We start from the raw sequence: 19,297 nt of genomic DNA, 5'->3' as shown, positions 1-19,297 counted from the left end.
TCTCAACGGGTGTTGAGTTATGAACGAAACCGACGTACGCTCGGCACATGGCGCGAGCCCGAATCCGGGCGACATCGATGTGAGGAGCCGACCATGAGCGAAGTCCAGAAGATCTACACACCATCCAGCCCGCTGCCCCCGGCGAGGACGGGTCGGTTGACCGAGTTCGATCCCTCTACCCGCACCCTGGAGGCGGGCTTCCAGATCGCGCCGCCCTTCCTGCCGCTCCCGGTCGACGTGGTGTTCGAGAAGGACGTCGCCGTGCAGATGCGCGATGGCGTGACGATCTACGCCGACATCTTCCGTCCGGCCGGTGCCGAGAAGGTCCCCGTCATCGTGGCGTGGAGCCCCTACGGCAAGGCGCAGGGCACCTCGCTGAGCGTCATGGGCGTCTTCGGACTGGTCGGTCTCCCGAATGGCATCGTCTCGGGCCTGGAGAAGTTCGAGGGAGCCGACCCCGCCTACTGGGTCGCCCAGGGGTATGCGATCTGCAACCCGGATGGCCGTGGCATCGTCAACTCGGAGGGCGACAGCGTTCTCTGGGACCGTCAGGACGGCCGCGACGCCTACGACCTGATCGAGTGGCTCGCCGAGCAGGAGTGGTCCAACGGCAAGGTCGGAATGAGCGGTACCAGCTACCTCGCCGTCTCGCAGTGGTTCACCGCGGCCGAGCAGCCGCCGCACCTCGCCGCGATCAACCCGTGGGAGGGCGTCAGCGACGTCTACCGCGACCTGGTGATGCGGGGCGGCATGCCCGACACCGGCTTCGCCCGCCAACTGCAGGAGGGAAGCTTCTTCGGTAAGAACCAGAAGGAGGACATCCTCGCCGAGGTCGAGACCTACCCGCTCGTCAACGAGCTGTGGGAGAACAAGATCCCCGCCTTCGACCAGATCACCGTGCCCGCCTACATCGTCGCCAGCTACTCGAACACGCTGCACACCGCCGGAACTTTCCGTGCCTGGCGCCGGATCGCGTCGGCGGACAAGTGGCTGCGCATCCACAACAGCCAGGAATGGCCCGACTACTACGACGAGGCCAACCGCGAGGAGCTCCGGCACTTCTTCGACCGCTACCTGAAGGACGTCGACAACGACTGGGAGCACACCCCGCGGGTGCGCTACTCGGTACTCGACCTGCAGGGCGGCGATGAGGTCAACGTCGCAGCCGACCAGTTCCCGCCAGCAGACGTCGCGTCGACCAAGTACTACCTCGACGGACGCACCCGCGCTCTGACAACGGATGCCCCCACGGACGAGGTTCCAGCGGCATACGTGGTGGCATCCAACCCGAACGCCGTGTCGTTCATCACGACCTTCGCCGAGGAGACCGTGCTGGTCGGCTACCCGAAGGCGCACCTCTTCGTCGAGGCCCGCGATTCAGACGACATGGACCTGTTCGTCCTCGTGCAGAAGCTCGACGCCCACGGCACCCCGCTCGAGGCCTTCACCACGCCCAACCACAGCGCGATGATCCACGACCTCACCGACCACGGCGCCACGATCCTCAAGTACAAGGGATCCGACGGACGTCTCCGCGTCTCCGCCCGCCACCTCGACGAGAACCTCACCACCGACGACGTCCCCGCCCACACCTTCGACCGCGTGGAGAAGCTCGCACCGGGCGAGATCGCCGAGATCGAGATCGACCTGTTCCCGATCGGGCTCAAGTTCCACCCGGGGGAGTCGCTGCGCTTCATCATCAGCTCGCGCAACCTCCTCGGCACGCTGATGCCCGCGATCGAGGAGTACGTCGGGGCCAACAGTGGACAGCACGTCATCCACACCGGAGGCCACCACGCCTCGTACCTGCAGCTCCCGGTGCAGGCGCTCTGACGGCAGGATGCCGGCGCGGGTGCCTCACCGGTCGGTGAGGCACCCGCTTCGGCCGCGATGCTCAGAACGGGTACCGGCCCGGCTCGCTGCTCATGGTCGTCATGCGAATCTCGGTGAAGTCCTCGATGGCATAGTGGCCGGAACGGCCCCAGCCGCTGTGCTTGACACCGCCGACGGGCAGGGACGCTTCGCTCGCCATCGTCGGAGCATTCACGTGCACGATTCCGGTGTCGAATCGCTGGGCCATGTCCAGGCCCCGGCCGCGATCGCGCGTCATGATCGACGCACTCAGCCCGTACGGAGTGTCCTGGGCGTCGCGGAGCGCGACCTCGGGGTCGTCGAAGGCCTCGACGACCAGCAGGGGACCGAACGTCTCATCGGCTCCGGTCGTGCAGATCGCGTCCGCGGGAACATCGGTGAGGATCGTGGGTTGGTAGAGCCGCCCGTCGGCCTTCCCGCCCGTGATCAGGGTTGCGCCGCGATCGAGGGCATCCTGTACCCGTGTCGCGATCTGCTCGACCGCCCTGTCGTCGATCAGCGGCCCGATGACGACGTCCGGATCGGTCGGATCCCCGATCTTCAGCGCTCGCACCCTGTCCGCGAGGCGGGCGACGAACTCGTCGTGGAGCGGGCGGGCGACGTAGACCTTGCGCGAGTTCATGCAGACCTGGCCCTGGTGCAGGAACGCTCCGAACGCCACGGCCTTGATGGACTCCTCGATATCGGCGTCGTCCAGGATGATGACCGGATTGAATCCGCCGAGCTCGAGGACCATGCGCTTGAGGGACCTGCCGGCGCGCTCGCCGAGGATGCGCGCGGTCCTGTCCGAGCCGGTGAAGTTGATGCAGCGCACGGCCGGGCTCTCGAAGAACACGTCGGCCACGGCGGATGCCGCTCCCGGCGCGTGCGTGACCACATTGAACGACCCAGGCGGAAATCCGGCCTCGTCGAGGATCTCGGCGTGCACGAGTCCGGCCGACAACGGCGCCAACTCCGAGGGCTTGATGACTGTCGTGTTGCCGAAGGCCATCGGCAGGAGGAACGTGCGCCACGCGAGGTAGAACGCCCCGTTCCAGGGCGTGAACCCGGCGACGACGCCGAGCGGCTTGCGGGTGACGAAAGCCATCCTGCCTGGCGTATCGCTCCGCAGCACATCGCCGGCGGGCTGGTAGCCCCATCCGGCCGCCTGACGCAGCATCGCGGCCGACAGTCGGATCTGGAAGGTCGAGAACGCCCGACTGGCTCCGCCCTCGACCGCCATCAACCGCACCAGCTCTTCCGTTCGGCGCTCGACGATGTCGGCCGCTTTCAGGAACAGCTCCTGCCTGGCGCCCGGTGCCAGGTTCGCCCAGGCGGGGAAGGCGGCGGCCGCAGCAGCGACGGCGGCCTCGGCTTCCGCGACGCCTCCGGCGGCCGCCTCGGCGACGAGGGCGTCGTCGAGGGGATTCCGAACCGGGAACGTCGTCCCGCCGGGTGTCGTCCAGGCGCCGTCGATGAAGTGCGACGTCACGGCGTGGCCATCGGGGCCGTCGAAGATGCTCATCTGGAGTTCCTTGCTGATTCGGTGGGTGCCGGATTCATGTCGCGCGCGGAGGCTCGCCTCAGATGCGAAGAAGCGATTCGGCATTGCCGTGGGCGATCTTCGCCCGATCGGCAGGGCTCACTGGCGCCGACAGCAGGTGTGCTGTCGCCTGTGCGCTGTTGCCGAAGGGGTGGTCGACCGAGAACAGCACGTGGTCGACCCCGAACGCTGAGAGGGCGCAGAGCAACGGCGCATCCGAGTTGTAGCCGGAGGTGGTGAGGTACAGGTTCCGGCGCAGCGTCTCTGCGACGCTCAGGGAGTGTCCGGTCACCACGGGATCGAGCATGTTCTCGATCCTGTCGAGATGGAACGGGAGCCCTTCACCCATGTGGCCGACGATGATCTTCAGCTCGGGAAGCTCCTCGAACACCCCGGCCGCGACCATCCGCAGGACATGCATTCCGCATTCGGAATGCCAGCCCCATCCTGACGTCGACAGGCAGGCGCTGATCGCCGGCGGCAGGCCCGAGTAGTACGCGTCGTGCACGACCTGCGGCGGTGGTGCCGGGTGCAGGTAGATCGGCACATCCAGTCGTGCCGCCGCAACGAGGACCGGCCTGACGGATGGATGGTCGAGGAACACCCCGTGGGTCTGGCCGTGGATCATCGCGCCGACGAAGCCCAGTTCCTCCACGCTCCGCGTGAGTTCGTCGACGGATCGGGCCGGATCGGCAACAGGCAGCGCGGCGAAGGCCCGGAAGCGATCCGGGTACGCCGCTACGGCCCCGGCCATCCGGTTGTTCAGCTCGCGGCTCCACTGCACCGACTGCTCGGGCGCGAGATCCTGCACGAAGTAGCCGAGTGCGGAGAGCACCTGAACGTCGATGCCGGCGTCGTCCATGACCTTCAGCCGGCCGTCGCCCAGGTCATCGAGAGCCGCGGCCCGACCGCCGGCGCGCAGCCCCAGGTCGATGCCGGCGGCCTCGATGACGTCGCGGGGCAGCATGTGCTCCTCGAGGGCGATGACTTTCATCCGGATCCCTCAGACTCGACGGATGCCGCCGCACCACACACCGGTGATGGTGCGGATGGCGCCGATGTCGGTGCTGGGATCGCGATCCAGGAGCACCAGGTCTGCCCGAAGTCCGGCCTCGATGCGACCGCGATCGTCCAGTCCGAAGTGCTGCGCGGCCTCGGACGTTGCAGCGTTCAGGGCCTCGACCGGCGTGAGCCCGGCATCCACCAGCAGCTCGAGCTCGTCATGGAGGCTCGTGCCGAAGGCGGGTGACGCCGGTGCTGCGGGCGTGGCGTTGGCATCGGTGCCGGCGAGGATCGGCATCCCGGCCGCGTGCAGAGCCGCGACAGATGCCCGCGCCGGCGCGTAGCTCGGCCCGGGGCCGCCTGCCGCCGCCACCCGGGCGACGATGCCCTGCATCATCGTCAGCGTCGGCACGATCACTGCGCCGGCTGCCGTGAGTTCGGCCGCCTGGGCTGCCTCGATCGGCCGATCGAGCGGCGCGTGGGTCAGGATGTCCACGCCGGCGCGCTGGGCCATGTCGACGGCATCGTGACGGGACGCATGCGCCACGACCTTCAGTCCGCGCGTATGGGATGCCGCGACGAGGGCGTCGACGGTCTCCTGGTCGAATCCGGGCAGGTCGATGACCACCTTGATGTAGTCGGCGCCCTGGTCCACGTGACGGGCGACCCACGCGTCGGCGTCGGCCGGGCCGGACACGTGCGCCTCCTGTGCGCCCGGGATGGCCTTCAGACGCTCGGCGTGGGCGCTCGTGGGGGAGCTTGCAGCGATGAGGGGGCTGCGGATGTCCGTCACTCCCGGCAGTCCGCGCAGCGCCGCCACCAGTGGAGCCGGTGAACTCATGTCCAGTCCCGTCGTGACACCGTGGGCCGACAGCGCCTCCAGGGTCTGCGACCCGTACAGGTGCACGTGGCAGTCGATGAGGCCCGGTACGAGGTAGCCGCCAGAACCGACCTCCTCGGCGCCCGCGGAATCCGTTCCGATGACGCCGCCGTCGATCACGACGTCCTCCGGTTCCCCGAAGGTGTCATCGCGGTAGACCCTGACACCGCGAAGGACGGTTCGCGTCATGCCGCGACCTTCACCGCACACGCCAGTGCGAAGTCGAGCTGCGAGCCCTGGAACTCGGAGCTCGGCAGGTGGAAGTCGATGCAGTGGCCTGCTCCGGGCTGCAGCCGGGCATCGATCGATGCCGCAGACGTGAAGCCGGCTCTGTACTCATCGACCTCGCCCTGGTCGGTGACCCAGAGGTGATCGAATTCGGCCTGCCTGTGGTGCACGGGCACGGTGACGCGGCCGCAGGTCTCGGCGCGCCGCTCGATCCACGCTCCGGTGATGTCGAGCAGCTCGACCTTGGGCACGAGAGTGTTCGAGGGGTAGCTCGCGGCGGGCATGGAGTCGTCGAGGGTCTCGGCCGGCCCGAACATGAGCTGGTTCTTCATCGGTACCGGCAGGTCGATCATCGGGATGGGCGGCAGTGCCGCCCACGCACCGGCCGACTCGGCGGGCACACGCACGAGGCAGCCGGAGGTCGCCAGGCCGAGCAGCGGCCACGACTGGGGAGTAGCTGCGATCGCCGTCGCCACGGCACCCCCGATGGAGTGGCCGATGAGCACGACACCGGTGGTGCCTGCGCCGTACTGCTCCCAGATCGATCCGATGGCGTCGCCGATGACCTCGGCGTTGGCGAGGATGATCGATCCTTCCGATGTCAGCGGCGAGGAGTCGATGTAGTTGGGGCGGTCGATCGCGATGACGGGGATGCCGCGCTCTGCCGCGTTGTCGAGCAGCGAGTGGCCTGCGATGTCGAAGTACTCCGACGAGTAGGTGCCGCCGTGCAGTGCGATGACCAGCGGGGCATCGGGGCGCACGTCGAGGTCAGCACCGATGTTGGTGCGGCCGCTGAAGCTGAAGCCGGATGCTGCGCCGGAGCCGTTCACGGAGTGGGTGAGGGGAGTGGACATCGTCGTCCTTTCGGTTGGGGTGGGTGGGGTGGTGGGGGTGGGTCAGAGGGGGGAGACTGCGAGCGCCGCCCGCACCTCGGCGCCGCCGGCGAGCGCCGCGTCGAGGTCGCGGTGTTCCGCGCGTTGCGCCAGGATCGCCGCGCCCTTGAGTTCGGGCGGAAGATCGGCGGGGCGGGTGATGACGAGGAAGTGGAAGTGCGGGTAGTTCTCGCCGAAGCTCAGGAAGTACACGGTGGGCGCATCCGTCGCCTGCTGGATGGCGGCGACGAGCCTCTGGGACAAGGGACCGAATCCGGCGAGCTCCTCAGCGGTGGCACCGGACCAGCCCTCGGCATGACGGCGCAGTCTGAGGATGAACCAGCCCGGGACGTCGTACCCGGAGGCGATCTCGCACGACCAGGTGTCGTCCCTGTAGACGACGGCCGCTGCGTCGGCTTCCTCGAGCTCGCAGGGCAGGCACGCGGTCATGCCGAGACCTGTTCGCGCTGGAGGGTCTCATCGAGGAAGGCCTCGATCGTGCGCGGTGCGTTCCCGGTGACGGATCGCACGGTGTCGGTGACGAACTCCGACTCGCCGGCCTTGAAGAGCTCGTACATCTCGCGGAAGTGGTCGGCCTCCCACGGCGCCATGCCCCGGTCGATCAGCGAGGCCCGCACGCCGTCGAGCGACGCGTCGACGACGGTCGGGGTGATGTCGCTGCGCTCCGAGACGAGACCGGCGATCTCCGGGTAGCTCACGGCGCGGGGGCCGGTGATGCTGAGTGTCTGACCGTCCCAGTCGTGCCTGGTGAGCACGTGGGCCGCGACAGCGCCGACGTCACGCGCGTCGACCAGGCTGATCCCGGCAGTCCCGATCGGGTTGATGAGGTTGCCGGTGGCCCGGAGTGACGGGAGCATGAGCTGTCCGACCAGGACCTGCAGGAACGAGTTCGGCCTCAGGATCACGAATGGCTGGCCACTGTCCTCGAGGACGCGTTCGATCTCCCAGTGTTCCCGGCAGACGTGAGGACCGTCCGGCGTGATGGCGGATGCGGTTCCCGAGAGCTTCACGATGCGGACGCCGGTGCGGCGCAGGGCGCGGATGACCCCGAGCTGGTGGTCGGCCATGGTGAAGCTGTGCGGGGAGAGTAGGAAGACGGTGTCGATGCCGGCGACGGCCGACTCGAGGGTCGCCGGATCCGTGGCGTCGCCCGCGATGATGTCGATGCCGTCGCCGAGGATGGTGCGGGCTCGATCGCCGTCGCGCACGAGAACACGCGGGGCGTGGCCGAGAGCGGTCAGTTCTGCGACGACGTGGGGACCGACATTGCCGGTGGCCCCCAGAACCAGAACAGACATCAGCGTCTCCTCGCTATTCGCTACGATATATTCCGCATGCTAGGTGAATCCGGGCGCGGACACAACCCGCGCATCCGGGTGGTGGTCAGTGCTCCTCGAGCGGCGCGATGTGAGCGCGGATCCGACTCTCGTTCGTGCTGAGGTGCACGCGGAGTGCTTCCGTCATCCCCGCCGGGTCGGCGATGAGTGCGGCATCCCGCAGTACCCGGTGGGTCTCATACCGACGGGCACGCTCCTCATCCGTGATCTGCGTGGGATCGAAGACGAGATGGGTGTAGCGCTCGGCCGCGAACCAGAGCGTGTGCAGCACGCGGTCGTCCCATGCGTTCGCGGCCGGGTGGACGAGGGCCTCGTGGAAGTCGTAGTGCGCCTGCCAGGCGATCTCGGGGTCGAGGTCTCGGCTCGCCTCGAGCAGGGCGTCGAGTTCGGAGACCTGCGGGGGAGTGCGCATCCCGGCTGACGCGCCGGCGAGGGGGAGCTCGATCTCGTAGCGCAGGCGGTAGATCGCGGCCAGGTCGGCCGTGCTGAGGGGGGCGACGCTCGCGGCCCTGGCCTGGCGCAGCACGATGAGTCCCTGCGACTCGAGCCGGCGGAGCGCCTCGCGGATGGGGATGTGACTGACGCCGAGTTGGGCAGCGAGGTCGCGGATGGAGAACTCGGCACCGGCAGCTAGGGTTCCCGTCAGGACGGCGCGACGGATCTCGGCGGTCACGAGATCGACGGCCGAACTGTTCGCGGATGCTATCGAGCGCACCTGTCCCTGAATCACCATGCAGCTCTCCTCGCCATTGCCTAGTCTCATCGTGTCACTGCGGCGGGGTTGATCGTTGCAGCGCCGCTCCGAATATCGCTACGCTATAAGATATAGTCTACGCGAACAAGGGAGTTCGGATGAGGACCGACGCCGGCTCGACGGGCACTGTCGCTCGCCGGGAACACGTCCTTCCACTCTCATCACCACCGATCTCGAAGGAGAGACCACATGCCTGAGAACAAGGCGACGAACTGGCCGGCGAACCCGCCCAAGCTGCACCACACCACGTTCACGACACTGCGTATGAACGAGATGGTCGAGTGGTACGGACTGGTCTGCGGCCTGCGCCCGGTCTTCCAGAGCGATGAGGCGTCGTGGCTCACCAACGACGACGCGAACCACCGCATCGCCCTGCTCTCCCCTCCCGGACTCAAGCACCCGACCGACAAGGGCCACGAGACCGGCATCCACCACACGGCCTTCGAGTTCGGCACCTTCGACATGTGGATGAACAACTACATCCGCCTGCGCGACCACGGCATCCTGCCGTTCCTGCAGCTCGACCACGGCATCACGATGTCGGTGTACTACCAGGACCCCGACGGCAACGGCGTCGAGATCCAGGTCGACGGCTTCGGCGACTGGGCCGACTCGAGCGAGTGGATCGCCAACGCCAAGGAGTTCGCCGAGAACCCCATCGGAACCTTCTTCGACTCCGAGAAGCTCGTCGCGGCGCGCGAGTCCGGCCTGTCGTTCCAGGAGATCCACGAGCGCACTCGCGCCGGCGACTACCTGCCCGATGTCATCCCCGAGGACATCTTCCTTCCCGAGGTGTGGTGACCCGCCTCGAAGCGCAGGCGGATGCGGCGGTCCAGACGCCCGTCGTCATCGTGGGCGGCGGGCCGGTCGGCCTGACCGCGGCAGTGGAGCTGGCCCATCACGGGGTGGCCTCGGTGATCGTCGAGCCCCGCACCGAGGTCGATCACTCCCGTCCGCGCGCGAAGACCACGTCGGCGCGCACGATGGAGCTGTTCCGTCGCACGGGGGCGGCCGCGGAGATTCGCCGGAGGGCGGCCATCCCCGCGGCGTGGTCCGACGAGGTGCGGTTCTGCACGACGGCGAGCGGGTACGAGATCACCCGCTTGGGCGGCGTGCTCGGACTGGAGCTCCTCGACTCCGATCTCACGGCCGAGGGTGCTCAACAGGTCACCCAGTCGGCGGTCGAGGAGGCCCTCCGCGCGCTGGTCGAGCGCCATCCGCTCGTCACGACCCTGTACGGGAGCCGGGTGGTCGAGGTCGACGCGACGGAGCCTCGACCTCGGGTGCGTGTCGAATCCGCCGACGGAACGGCTTCAGTCATCGGAGCCGAGTACGTCATCGGTGCCGACGGATCACGCAGCGTCGTCCGCGATGCCGTGGGTGCACGGTACGAGGGTGCGGCTGGCGGACGCCCTAACGTCAACATCACATTCCGCTCGGCCGAGCTCGGGGCAGTGCTGCCGCAGCGTCCAGCGATCCATCACTGGGTCCTCAACCCGGCATTCCCCGGGGTGGTCGGACCGCTCTCCCTCGACGGTGAGTGGTGGGCCATCGCCACGGGCACGGCCTCGATCGCGAACGACGACGAGGCCGTCGCCGTCGTGCGCGGCCTCGTCGGAGCCGACATCGACGTCGAGGTTCTGGCGACGGACCCATGGCAGGCACGGATGCTGCTGGCGGACTCGTACGGCGCCGGGCGGGTCTTCCTCGTCGGTGATGCTGCACACCAGAACCCGCCATGGGGCGGCCACGGCTACAACACCGGTGTCGGCGATGCGGTCAACCTCGCGTGGAAGATCGCTGCGGTTCACCAGGGCTGGGCCGGCTCCGAACTGCTGGAGAGCTATGAGGCGGAGCGGCGCCCGATAGCGCAGCAGACGATCGACCTCGCGGCGGGCAACATGCGCGCGCTCTCGCACGACCTGACGACCCCGGCCATCATGGCTGACGGCGAGGAGGGCGACGCGGCCCGGTCGTCGGCGGCGCTCGCCATCGAAGACGTCAAGCGCGCCGAGTTCTACAGTCTCGGGCTCGTGCTCGGATACGGCTACGGCCCGGAGTCCGCGAGTCAGGCTCCCACTCCAGACGTCTACCAGCCGATCGCAGCTCCGGGCAACAGGCTGCCGCACAGCCGCAACTCTGCAGGCGACTCGCTCTACGACGCTCTCGGGCCGGAGTTCACGGTGCTCGGTGGAAACGCCGAGGAGTGGACGCTGGCCGCGAGCCGCCGGAGCATCCCCCTGACGTACGTCGATCCCGGAGCCGAGGGCTTCCAGCCCCCGGCCGACGAGCTCGTCGTCCTCGTACGCCCGGACCAGCACATCGCCTGGATCGGGAGCACCTCGGACGATCCGGATGCCGCATTGAGTGCGGCGCTCACAGGCTTCATCTCGCACCACTGACGCACTGCGTGCAGACGCACTGCCTGAAAGGAATTCCCATGCGCATCGCCACTTCCGCCGGCCGGCTCGTCCTCGTCGAGGGGGACCACATCCTCGATGTGGAATCAGCGAGCGGGAGCCGTTTCGCGGCTGACCCCGCCCTCGTCTTCGCCCGGTGGAACGAGTTCGGAGACTGGGCGGCATCCGTCGACGTCTCCGGTCATCCGGATGCCGCGCCGCTCGGCGGCGCCGAGCTCGGCGCACCGTCGCCACGGCCGCGGCAGGTGATCGGTGTGGGCCTGAACTATGCCGATCATGCCGCGGAGTCCGGCCTGCCGATCCCGGAGCATCCCGTCGTCTTCACGAAGTTCGCCTCCTCGGTGAGCGGACCGTCGACCGAGGTGCGGCTGCCCGGGGACACCGTGGACTGGGAGGCGGAACTGGTGGTCGTGATCGGCACCGGCGGGCGCCACATCCCGATCGAGTCCGCTCGGGAGAGCATCGCCGGCTACACCGTCGGTCAGGACCTCTCCGAGCGCACAGTCCAGTGGCAGGGACAGCCCGCGCAGTTCAGCATGGGCAAGTCGTTCGAGGGCTTCGCACCGACAGGACCCGTGATCGTCACCCTCGACGAGTTCGCCGATCCGGACAAGCTCGCGATCTCGACGACGATAGTCTCGCCCGACGGCACCGAGACCGTCGTGCAGCAGGGCAGTACCGACCAGTTGATCTTTGCCGTCGACGACCTGGTCAGCCGTCTGTCGGACATCATCGAACTGCTGCCCGGAGACATCATCTTCACGGGCACGCCGCCCGGAGTCGGCGCCGGAATGGACCCCAAGCGGTTCCTCGTCGCGGGGGAGATGTTGGTGACCTCGATCGAGGGAATCGGCACCATCACCCAGCGATTCGTCGACTGAGGCCGGTCGCGTGATCCTGGTCACTGCGGCGAACGGGAACCAGGGCAGGTTGCTCGTGCCGAAGCTCGTCGCCGCCGGCGAGTCCGTGCGCGCGATCGTGCGGTCGGAGGCATCCGCGGTTCCACTGCACGCGATGGGCGCGACCGACGTCGTGGTCGGTGACGCCGCCGATCCGCGACTGCTCGCACGTGCGGTCGATGGCGTCAGCGCGATCTATCACGTCGGGCCGACCCTGAATCCCGACGAACGGGCGATGGGCTTCGCGATCATCGACGCGGCGCGGGCGGCTGGCGGCGCTCATGTCGTGCTCAGCTCGGTGCTCCACTCGATCGTCACGGACCTCGTGCAGCACGAGATCAAGCGGGACGTCGAGGAGCACCTCCTGGCTTCCGACCTCGAGTTCACGATCCTGCAGCCCTCGAACTACATGCTCCCGCTCAAGCTCCGTCCGGCCTTCGAACGCGGCGTCTTCGAGCTGTCGTGGTCGCTCGATCGGCGCCAGTCGCTGGTGGACCTCGACGACGTGACGGATGTGGCCGTCATGGCCCTGACCGATGCCGAGCGTCACGCCGGCGCGACGTACGAGCTCGTCGCCCCGGGCCGATACACGGCCTTCGAGCTGAGGGACGTCATCGCGCGGGTGATGGGCCGCCCTCTCGACGTTCGCGAGATCGACGCAGACACCTACGCGAAGGCGTGGCTCGGTGATCGTGATCCCGCCGATGCCCCCCACCAGCTCGCTGTGCTGCGATCGATCTCCGCCCGCTACAGCGCCCACGACTTCGTGGGCAACGCGAACGTCCTGACGTGGCTGCTCGGCCGCGAGCCCACCAGCTTCGAATCCTTCGTCCGGCGAGAGTGGCAGCGCCACACGGCGAGTGGAAGCTCACGCGACTCGACGAATTGAGCTCGCGGGATCTTCCGTCCGCCCGTGTGAAGGATATATCTTATAGGCTCTACAGTTCTATCGCTCATTCGACAAAGGAGTCGTTTCACGATGACAACAGCCCGTACCCATTTCCGTCCCATCGCCGAACGAACGCTGCTGACACTCGCGTTCGCCCTGGCCATCCTCGAGGGCTACGACCTCGCATCCCTCGGTGTCACCCTGCCGACACTGCTCCAGGAGCCCGGTCTGGGACTGACGACGGCACTCGGCGGGATCGCCGGAGCGGTCACAGCGTTCGGCATGCTCATCGGTGCCGCGCTCTCGGGTGCGTTCACCCACCGCGTCGGACCCCGGTGGCTGATCATCGCCTCGAGCATCCTCGTTCCCCTCGGCATGATCGTGAACACACTCGCCCCGACGGCCGGCGTGTTCATCGGCGGCCGAGCGATCGTCGGCATCGGTCTGGGCATCGTGCTCCCGACCCTGCTCGCCTTCGTCGCCGAGCTCTCTCATGCGGGGCGACGGGCGCGCAACGTCGGCATCGTGATGGCGGGAATGGCACTCGGCGGACTGTGTGCTCCGCTTCTCGCGTCGGTGCTGCTCCCGGGTCAGTCGTACCGCTGGATCTACCTGGCCGGGGTCATCCCCGCCGTGATCGCCATCCCGTTCGTCATCCGCCTCTTCCCCGAGAGCCCCGTCCACCTCGTTCGCACGGGACGCGGTGCCCTGGCAGAAGAGCTCACCGCAGGCATGCGCATCCCGATGCCCGCCATCGATGCCGGCGACAAGCCCGGCGCCCTCGGACTGCGTGTGTTGTTCCGTCCCGGGCTGCGTGCGGTCACCATCCTGTTCTGGCTGACCGTCGCCTGCGCGCTGCTCCTCGTGTTCGGCATCACGGCCTGGCTTCCGACGATCATGCAGGCGCAGGGCTTCGCGCTCAACTCAGCCCTGCTGCTCACGGCTGTCGTGGCGACGGGTGCCGGCGTCGGGATGGTGATCGGCGGTCGCGTCGCGGATGCCGTCGGGCCCAAGCGCGTCACGGTGACGGCGTTCATCGCTGGAGCCGTGTGCCTCGCCCTCATCGCTCAGAAGCCCGACCTCTGGGTCCTCCTCATCCTGCTCTTCCTGTGCGGCTTCGGACTCATGGGATCGCAGGCGTTCGTCAACGCCTTCATCGTGACCCGGTACCCCGCCGACCTGCGGGCGAATGGATTGAGCTGGGCTCTCGCGGCCGGCCGACCTGGTGCCATGCTCGGCCCGGTGCTGGGCGCCGCCGTCCTGGGTTCGAGCCTTCCCGTCCAGTGGAACTTCTACGCCTTCGCCATCGTCGCCGTCCTCGGCGCCGTGCTCGCACTGTTCGTGCCCGTGTCGGTGCGGCTGTCGGCGCCGAATTCTCAGCCTGCCGCCGCAGCTGCCACGGAGACTGTCGCCGGGGAGCCTCAGCCGACCGCGGGATGACGCAGAACGACAGCGCCCTCCGCACATCGCGTGCGGAGGGCGCTGTCGTGTCAGCCCACCAGGTCGAGCGCTGCTCGCACGATGCTCTCGGTGTCGATGCCGTGGTACCTGTACACCGACTTCAGGTCACCCGCCTGGCCGAAGCGAGAGACGCCGAGGTGCCGCGCCTTCACCCGATTGATGCCGGCGAGGAACGCGAGGGTGTGCGGGTGCCCGTCGAGCACTGTCACCATCGGGCGTGCGCGATCGGTCGGGAAGGCCTGGTCGATGATCCACGACGGGGCGTCCGACTCGCCGTGACGGGACTGCGCGGCCTCGAACAGCAGGCCGGCGCTCGTGACGCAGACGACGTCGGCGCGCACGCCCATGGCCTCGAGCCTGTCGGCTGCGGCCAGTGCATCCGTGATCATCGCGCCCATCGTGACGATGGTGGTCTGCGGATCGGTGGCGGCGCGCAGCAGGTATCCGCCGGCCACCACCTGTCGGCGACGGCGTTCCCGGGCGGCGGGATCCGCCGGGATCGCGGCGAGCTTCTGGTCGACGGGCCTGGTCGACAGGCGCAGATAGGCGGACTTCCCGCCCGGGCGTCCGAGCTGGCCCATCGCGGCCAGCAACGTCCATTCGACGTCCACGACGAATCCGGGTTCGTAGCTGATGCACTCCGGCTGCTCCAGGCCGATCGAGGGCGTCTTGATCGACTGGTGAGCTCCACCCTCGGGCGCGAGCGTGACACCGGACGGGGTGCCGACGAGGATCGACTGCCCGCCGGCGTACATCCCGTACGACCACGGTTCCAGGGCGCGCTCCACGAACGGGTCGTAGATGGTGCCGATCGGGAAGAGCGTCTCGCCCCACCGGCTCCACGTCGTGCCCAGTTCGCTGATGAGGCTCACCAGGTTGACCTCGGCGATGCCCAGCTCGATGTGCTGGCCTGTTGGCCGCTCGCGCCAGTGCAGCAGTGTCTCGCCGTCGTCATCGAACCAGTCGTGGCGTTCCTGGGTCGACCAGACTCCCACCTTGTTGATCCAGCCGGCGAGGTTGGTGCTCGATGAGACGTCGGGGCTGACAGTCACCACTCGGCGGGCCGCTTCCGGCGCGACTCTGGTGAGGTCCAGAAGCGCGCGGCCGAGTGCCGCCTGGGTCGTCGCCGATCCCGTCGGCGTGTGGCCGAGGTCGGTCGGGACCATCGGAGGGGCGAGAGCCGGTATCGCCGGGCGCTCCAGGCGCGATGCTGCGGCCTCGCAGATCACACCGGCGCCCGACTCGGGCGCGAACCGCGACCATGGCGCATCCGTGCGCTCTCCGAAGCTCGCGGCGAGACCCTCGTACTGCTCGACTGTCAGCAGCGAGGAGTGGTTCTGCGGGTGCCCCTCGATCGGCAGGCCGTGACCCTTCACCGTGTACGCGAGGATGACTGTCGGCCGGGTGTCGTCGATCTGCGCATAGGCGGCGCGGAGTGCGTCGAGGTCGTGACCGCCGAGATTGCGGATGCCCGCGGCCAGGGTCGCGTCGTCGATTGCCGCGATCAGTGCTGCCACCGCGGCGGCTCCGTCTCCGGCCCCGGGAAGGCGCAGCCGCAGTTCGTCGGGCGAGCAGCGCAGCAGTCTCTGGTACTCGGCGTTGGACATGTCCACGATCCGCCGCCGCAGAGCGTCGCCGCCCTGGCGTGCCATGAGGCTCTCGAGCAGGTGGCCGAACCGCACGGTGATGACCTGCCATCCGGCGGCATCGAACAGCTTCTCGATCTTGCCTGCTGCGATGTTGGGCACGACCCGATCGAGCGACTGACGATTGAGGTCGACGATCCAGACGATCTCGCCGAGGTCCTGAACGGCCGAATCGAGCACGGCCTCCCAGATGGCTCCCTCGTCGAGCTCGGCGTCGCCGAGCAGCGAGTACTGGCGTCCGCGGTTCGGGGTGCCGGTGAGGGTCTCGGTGTAGCGCCGGCTCATGGCGCCCCAGATCGGAGCCGTCGCCCCGATGCCCACCGATCCCGTCGAGTAGTCGGCGGGGTCGGGGTCCTTGGAGCGGCTCGGGTAGCTCTGCAGGCCTCCGAACTGACGCAGCGTCGTGAGGTAACGCTCGTCGAGGGTGCCCAACAGGTAGTTGATGGCGTGCAGCACCGGCGACGCGTGCGGCTTCACCGAGACGCGATCCTCGGCGCGCAGCTGCTCGAACCAGAGCGAGGTCATGATGGTGACCATCGAGGCGCTCGAGGCCTGGTGGCCGCCGACCTTGATGCCCGAGGTGTTCGGCCGCACCCTGTTGGCGTGATGCACGATCGAGGTGGCGAGCCAGAGCACGCGCTGCTCGATCTCGCGCAGGGCGTCGTCGGGTCCACGGCCGACTGTGGCGCCGGTGGTGGTGGGGAGGTCGACTGCTGTGGTCGGCTGCAGGATGGCGGCCGGAATGGTGTTCATCATTGATCCTTCGGAACGCGAGGCTGGATGGCGGCCGTCCGGAAGGCGGGATCCCCTCCCGACGGCCGCGTGCCTCCTCTTGTGGAGAAGGATGCTCGGCACGCGGTTGACGCATTGCTTGCAGATATTCGAACACCGCTGCCCGTGTTGCGCAATATGCGGCAGATGACATGCGCATAATGGTCGAATCAGGCATCCACCCCCTCGAGATCGGTGATCACAATGAGCAACCAGCGCCGTGCCGACGCGATCGACGTCGCCCTGCTGTCCCACCTCGTGGCGCATCCCGATGCCACGAACCTCGCCATCTCCGAGGCGACCGGCCTCGCCCGCAACACGGTGAGGGCCAGGCTGGCGCGCTATGCGGACGAGGAGTCGCTGCATTCCTTCGACAGGCGCATCGATCCGGCGTTCCTCGGCTTCCCCCTGCAGGCCTTCATCGTGACCACCGTCAAGCAGCGCAAGCTCGGCTCCGTGTCGGCCACTCTCGCCGAGGTGCCGGAGGTCCTGCAGGTGCACGGGCTGTCCGGGGTGGCCGACCTGCTCGTGCACGTCGTGGCCCGGGATGCCGACGACCTCTACCGGATCGCCGGGCGCATTCTCGCGATCGATGGAGTCAAGCGCACCACGACGGGACTCGTGATGGGGGAGTTCGTCGAGTACCGCATCGTGCAGCTTCTCGGTGCCTGATCGCCTACGAGGCCGCCTCGGTCATGACGGGGCTCCACAGGTCCCGGGTCAGTGCCGACTGGATGAAAGCCTCGAGCGGGGCGGCGAGCCGGGTGTCCTGAGGGCGCAGCAGCCATTGGAGCTGCAGCCCGTCCTGCACGGCGACGAGGTCCCTGGCGAACCGACGGGCGTCGATATCCGTCTTCAGTGCCCCCGATGCTCGGGCGCTGTCCAGCGCCCACTCGGTGCCATCGAGGATCCGCGCGTAGTGCTGAACGAAGTACTGGTGGGCCGGATGGTCGTGGGCCGTCGCCTCAGCGGAGAGTGCGACGTAGAGACGCACCAGGCCCGGGCGTTCCTCGTTGCGCTGGGCCAGGCGAACCATCCCGCGCAGCACTCCGATTCCCCCCTCCTTTCGTGAGCCGCTGGCGACGAAGACCTGCCGGTCAGATTCCTCGCGATGGTCGAGCACTGCCATCAGGAGGTCCTCTTTGGACTCGAAGTGATGGAGAAGCCCGGCGCGCGAGATGCCGACTTCGGCGGCGATCTCGACGACGGATGCCCCCTCGAAACCTGCGCGCGCGAACACCTCTGTCGCGGCCTCGACGATCGCCTGACGGCGGAGCAGACCTTTGGGATAGTGACCGGTGGACAGGGCGCCTCCAAAACAAACATCAGTGTAGGTTTTTCATGCTACATTGCATTTTGTCGTCGTCTCCTACAAATAGGAGGACGAGTCTCATTAGGACGAAGGAGTCACTAAATGTCACAAACCACGGCAGCCCCGGCGCCGTTCGCCGTCGATAGGCCCGGCAAGGAGCCTCGCGGCTACACGCCCACCTTCGCACTCGCGGCGTTCGGCCTGTACTTCGCCATCCTCACCCCGATCCTCGGCGGACTGTCGGTCAAGCTGCAGGGACTCGTCAGCCTCGACCAGGTCCCCGTCCAGCTCGGTATCGTGACCGCCGTCGGCTCGCTGTTCGCGCTGGTGTCCCAGCCGATCGCCGGCCGTCTGTCTGATGCGACGATGTCGAGGTTCGGCATGCGCCGTCCGTGGATCATCACCGGCGTCGTCGGCACCTTCCTCTCCTTCCTGCTCGTGGGCATCGCCCCGAACATGTGGGTGCTGCTCATCGGCTGGTGCGGCGCGCAGCTGTTCAGCAACTTCGCGCAGGCCGCAGAGTCCGCCACCCTGGCGGATCAGGTGCCCGAGCACCGCCGCGGCTTCGTCTCGGGTCTCGTCGGAGCAGCCACCCCTGTCGCCATCCTCGCCGGCGCCATCTCGCTGAACGCCTTCCCGAACGACTTCCTCCGCGCAGTCATCCCCGCGACGGTCGGCCTCGTGCTCGGACTCATCTTCGCCTTCGTGCTGAAGGACAAGGTCCGCACCGAGCGTCGCCAGGAGCGCATGGACATCCTGAACCTCCTCAAGACGTTCTGGTTCAACCCGAAGAAGCACCCCGACCTCGGCTGGGCCTGGCTCACCAAGGCCATGATCATGTTCGGCTACGGCAGTGTCGCGGCCTACCTGACGCTGTTCCTGGCCACCGCCTACGGCATGTCGATCACCGAGCAGCTGTCGTTCAACCTGACGGCCACGTTGGTGTCGACGGTCTTCCTCATCGTCGTCAGCATCATCGGCGGAAAGCTCTCCGACAAGCTGGGCCGGCGCCGCATCTTCGTCTCCCTGGGCGGTATCTTCCTCGGCGTGGGTGTCATCCTGCTCGGGTTCTCGCACGCGTTCGGCGACAGCGCCGGCCTCACGGCCATCCTCGTCGCCGAGGCGTTCATCGGCATCGGCGGTGGCCTCTTCTTCGCGGTGGACCAGGCGCTCTGCATCGATGTGCTCCCCGACCCCGAGAACACCGCCAAGGACCTCGGCGTTCTCAACATCGCGAACACCCTCCCAGCGATGGTCGTCCCCCTCATCGCCGGCATCCTGATCATCCCGATCGGGCAGAGCCTGTTCGGAGCGGGCTACCTGGCGTGGTTCGTCTTCGCTGGACTCGTCGCTGGAGTCGGAGGCGCCCTCGTCTTCCGGATCCGCGGCGTCCGCTGACCTGACACCTCTC

At 67.9% G+C, this 19,297-nt stretch carries 17 protein-coding genes; 8 read left to right on the top strand and 9 right to left on the bottom strand.

What is annotated here, in order from left to right; genetic code table 11:
• Positions 1-93: 93 nt before the first annotated feature.
• Complete coding sequence (locus tag ASF30_RS04320; RefSeq protein WP_055901900.1) at positions 94-1,833, top strand: CocE/NonD family hydrolase; 1,740 nt, start codon at positions 94-96, stop codon at positions 1,831-1,833.
• Between the two features lie 61 nt (positions 1,834-1,894).
• Here ASF30_RS04320 and ASF30_RS04315 read toward each other — a convergent pair whose 3' ends face one another.
• The 7 genes from ASF30_RS04315 to ASF30_RS04285 all read right to left on the bottom strand — a co-directional run bounded on the left by ASF30_RS04315 (position 1,895) and on the right by ASF30_RS04285 (position 8,467).
• Positions 1,895-3,376, bottom strand: coding sequence for an aldehyde dehydrogenase family protein (locus tag ASF30_RS04315; RefSeq protein ID WP_055901898.1), 1,482 nt, complete (start codon positions 3,374-3,376; stop codon positions 1,895-1,897).
• Between the two features lie 58 nt (positions 3,377-3,434).
• Positions 3,435-4,388: an amidohydrolase family protein gene (locus tag ASF30_RS04310; RefSeq protein WP_055901895.1), complete on the bottom strand. Its 954-nt coding sequence runs from the start codon at positions 4,386-4,388 to the stop codon at positions 3,435-3,437.
• Between the two features lie 9 nt (positions 4,389-4,397).
• Entirely contained in the window at positions 4,398-5,465 is a 1,068-nt protein-coding gene (locus ASF30_RS04305) for an amidohydrolase family protein (RefSeq protein WP_055901893.1), read from the bottom strand.
• Positions 5,462-6,358: an alpha/beta hydrolase gene (locus ASF30_RS04300; RefSeq protein WP_055901885.1), complete on the bottom strand. Its 897-nt coding sequence runs from the start codon at positions 6,356-6,358 to the stop codon at positions 5,462-5,464. Before ASF30_RS04300 ends, ASF30_RS04305 begins: the two co-directional genes overlap by 4 nt.
• 42 nt (positions 6,359-6,400) lie before the next feature.
• Complete coding sequence (locus tag ASF30_RS04295) at positions 6,401-6,826, bottom strand: hypothetical protein (RefSeq protein ID WP_055901882.1); 426 nt, start codon at positions 6,824-6,826, stop codon at positions 6,401-6,403.
• On the bottom strand, positions 6,823-7,695 hold the full coding sequence (locus ASF30_RS04290) for an NmrA family NAD(P)-binding protein (RefSeq protein WP_055901879.1): 873 nt from the start codon (positions 7,693-7,695) through the stop codon (positions 6,823-6,825). Before ASF30_RS04290 ends, ASF30_RS04295 begins: the two co-directional genes overlap by 4 nt.
• A gap of 85 nt (positions 7,696-7,780) precedes the next feature.
• Positions 7,781-8,467 (bottom strand): GntR family transcriptional regulator, encoded by a 687-nt coding sequence (locus ASF30_RS04285; RefSeq protein ID WP_055901876.1) that lies wholly within the window; start codon positions 8,465-8,467, stop codon positions 7,781-7,783.
• 210 nt (positions 8,468-8,677) lie between these two features.
• Between ASF30_RS04285 and ASF30_RS04280 the strand changes: the two genes are divergently transcribed.
• From ASF30_RS04280 to ASF30_RS04260, 5 genes are all read left to right on the top strand, one after another.
• Positions 8,678-9,289, top strand: a complete 612-nt coding sequence (locus ASF30_RS04280; protein ID WP_055901873.1) for a VOC family protein — start codon at positions 8,678-8,680, stop codon at positions 9,287-9,289.
• The gene (locus tag ASF30_RS04275; protein ID WP_055902495.1) at positions 9,286-10,890 is read left to right on the top strand and encodes an FAD-dependent monooxygenase; all 1,605 of its coding nucleotides are present in this window, start codon (positions 9,286-9,288) and stop codon (positions 10,888-10,890) included. Before ASF30_RS04280 ends, ASF30_RS04275 begins: the two co-directional genes overlap by 4 nt.
• 38 nt (positions 10,891-10,928) lie before the next feature.
• A complete protein-coding gene (locus ASF30_RS04270) occupies positions 10,929-11,789 on the top strand; it encodes a fumarylacetoacetate hydrolase family protein (protein WP_055901870.1) in 861 nt (286 codons plus the stop codon).
• Between the two features lie 10 nt (positions 11,790-11,799).
• Complete coding sequence (locus ASF30_RS04265; RefSeq protein WP_055901867.1) at positions 11,800-12,696, top strand: SDR family oxidoreductase; 897 nt, start codon at positions 11,800-11,802, stop codon at positions 12,694-12,696.
• Between the two features lie 90 nt (positions 12,697-12,786).
• On the top strand, positions 12,787-14,136 hold the full coding sequence (locus tag ASF30_RS04260; RefSeq protein ID WP_082467430.1) for an MFS transporter: 1,350 nt from the start codon (positions 12,787-12,789) through the stop codon (positions 14,134-14,136).
• 50 nt (positions 14,137-14,186) lie between these two features.
• On the opposite strand, the gene ASF30_RS04255 is transcribed toward ASF30_RS04260, so the two are convergent.
• Positions 14,187-16,556, bottom strand: a complete 2,370-nt coding sequence (locus ASF30_RS04255) for a transketolase-like TK C-terminal-containing protein (RefSeq protein ID WP_200918416.1) — start codon at positions 16,554-16,556, stop codon at positions 14,187-14,189.
• Positions 16,557-16,778: 222 nt separating this feature from the next.
• Between ASF30_RS04255 and ASF30_RS04250 the strand changes: the two genes are divergently transcribed.
• Positions 16,779-17,246, top strand: coding sequence for an Lrp/AsnC family transcriptional regulator (locus ASF30_RS04250; protein WP_055901861.1), 468 nt, complete (start codon positions 16,779-16,781; stop codon positions 17,244-17,246).
• A 4-nt stretch (positions 17,247-17,250) separates the two neighbouring features.
• On the opposite strand, the gene ASF30_RS04245 is transcribed toward ASF30_RS04250, so the two are convergent.
• Positions 17,251-17,814: a TetR/AcrR family transcriptional regulator gene (locus ASF30_RS04245; protein WP_055901858.1), complete on the bottom strand. Its 564-nt coding sequence runs from the start codon at positions 17,812-17,814 to the stop codon at positions 17,251-17,253.
• Positions 17,815-17,988: 174 nt separating this feature from the next.
• On the opposite strand from ASF30_RS04245, the gene ASF30_RS04240 reads away from it, so the two are divergent.
• Positions 17,989-19,284 carry an MFS transporter gene (locus ASF30_RS04240; protein ID WP_055901855.1) on the top strand — a complete coding sequence of 432 codons (1,296 nt, stop codon included), beginning with the start codon at positions 17,989-17,991 and terminating at the stop codon, positions 19,282-19,284.
• The last annotated feature ends 13 nt before the right edge of the window (positions 19,285-19,297 follow it).

This window comes from Leifsonia sp. Leaf264, from assembly GCF_001422325.1.
In the GTDB taxonomy this organism is placed as follows: domain Bacteria; phylum Actinomycetota; class Actinomycetes; order Actinomycetales; family Microbacteriaceae; genus Orlajensenia.
This window is presented reverse-complemented; position numbering and strand designations above follow the sequence as displayed.

What these genes read in the sequence shown, in the direction of transcription:
- ASF30_RS04240 (WP_055901855.1), top strand. Translation starts at nt 17,989, where the DNA reads ATGTCACAAACCACGGCAGCCCCGGCGCCGTTCGCCGTCGATAGGCCC.
- ASF30_RS04300 (WP_055901885.1), bottom strand. Translation starts at nt 6,358, where the DNA reads ATGTCCACTCCCCTCACCCACTCCGTGAACGGCTCCGGCGCAGCATCC.
- ASF30_RS04255 (WP_200918416.1), bottom strand. Translation starts at nt 16,556, where the DNA reads ATGAACACCATTCCGGCCGCCATCCTGCAGCCGACCACAGCAGTCGAC.
- ASF30_RS04280 (WP_055901873.1), top strand. Translation starts at nt 8,678, where the DNA reads ATGCCTGAGAACAAGGCGACGAACTGGCCGGCGAACCCGCCCAAGCTG.
- ASF30_RS04305 (WP_055901893.1), bottom strand. Translation starts at nt 5,465, where the DNA reads ATGACGCGAACCGTCCTTCGCGGTGTCAGGGTCTACCGCGATGACACC.
- ASF30_RS04270 (WP_055901870.1), top strand. Translation starts at nt 10,929, where the DNA reads ATGCGCATCGCCACTTCCGCCGGCCGGCTCGTCCTCGTCGAGGGGGAC.
- ASF30_RS04295 (WP_055901882.1), bottom strand. Translation starts at nt 6,826, where the DNA reads ATGACCGCGTGCCTGCCCTGCGAGCTCGAGGAAGCCGACGCAGCGGCC.
- ASF30_RS04320 (WP_055901900.1), top strand. Translation starts at nt 94, where the DNA reads ATGAGCGAAGTCCAGAAGATCTACACACCATCCAGCCCGCTGCCCCCG.
- ASF30_RS04260 (WP_082467430.1), top strand. Translation starts at nt 12,787, where the DNA reads ATGACAACAGCCCGTACCCATTTCCGTCCCATCGCCGAACGAACGCTG.
- ASF30_RS04250 (WP_055901861.1), top strand. Translation starts at nt 16,779, where the DNA reads ATGAGCAACCAGCGCCGTGCCGACGCGATCGACGTCGCCCTGCTGTCC.
- ASF30_RS04285 (WP_055901876.1), bottom strand. Translation starts at nt 8,467, where the DNA reads ATGGTGATTCAGGGACAGGTGCGCTCGATAGCATCCGCGAACAGTTCG.
- ASF30_RS04310 (WP_055901895.1), bottom strand. Translation starts at nt 4,388, where the DNA reads ATGAAAGTCATCGCCCTCGAGGAGCACATGCTGCCCCGCGACGTCATC.
- ASF30_RS04290 (WP_055901879.1), bottom strand. Translation starts at nt 7,695, where the DNA reads ATGTCTGTTCTGGTTCTGGGGGCCACCGGCAATGTCGGTCCCCACGTC.
- ASF30_RS04315 (WP_055901898.1), bottom strand. Translation starts at nt 3,376, where the DNA reads ATGAGCATCTTCGACGGCCCCGATGGCCACGCCGTGACGTCGCACTTC.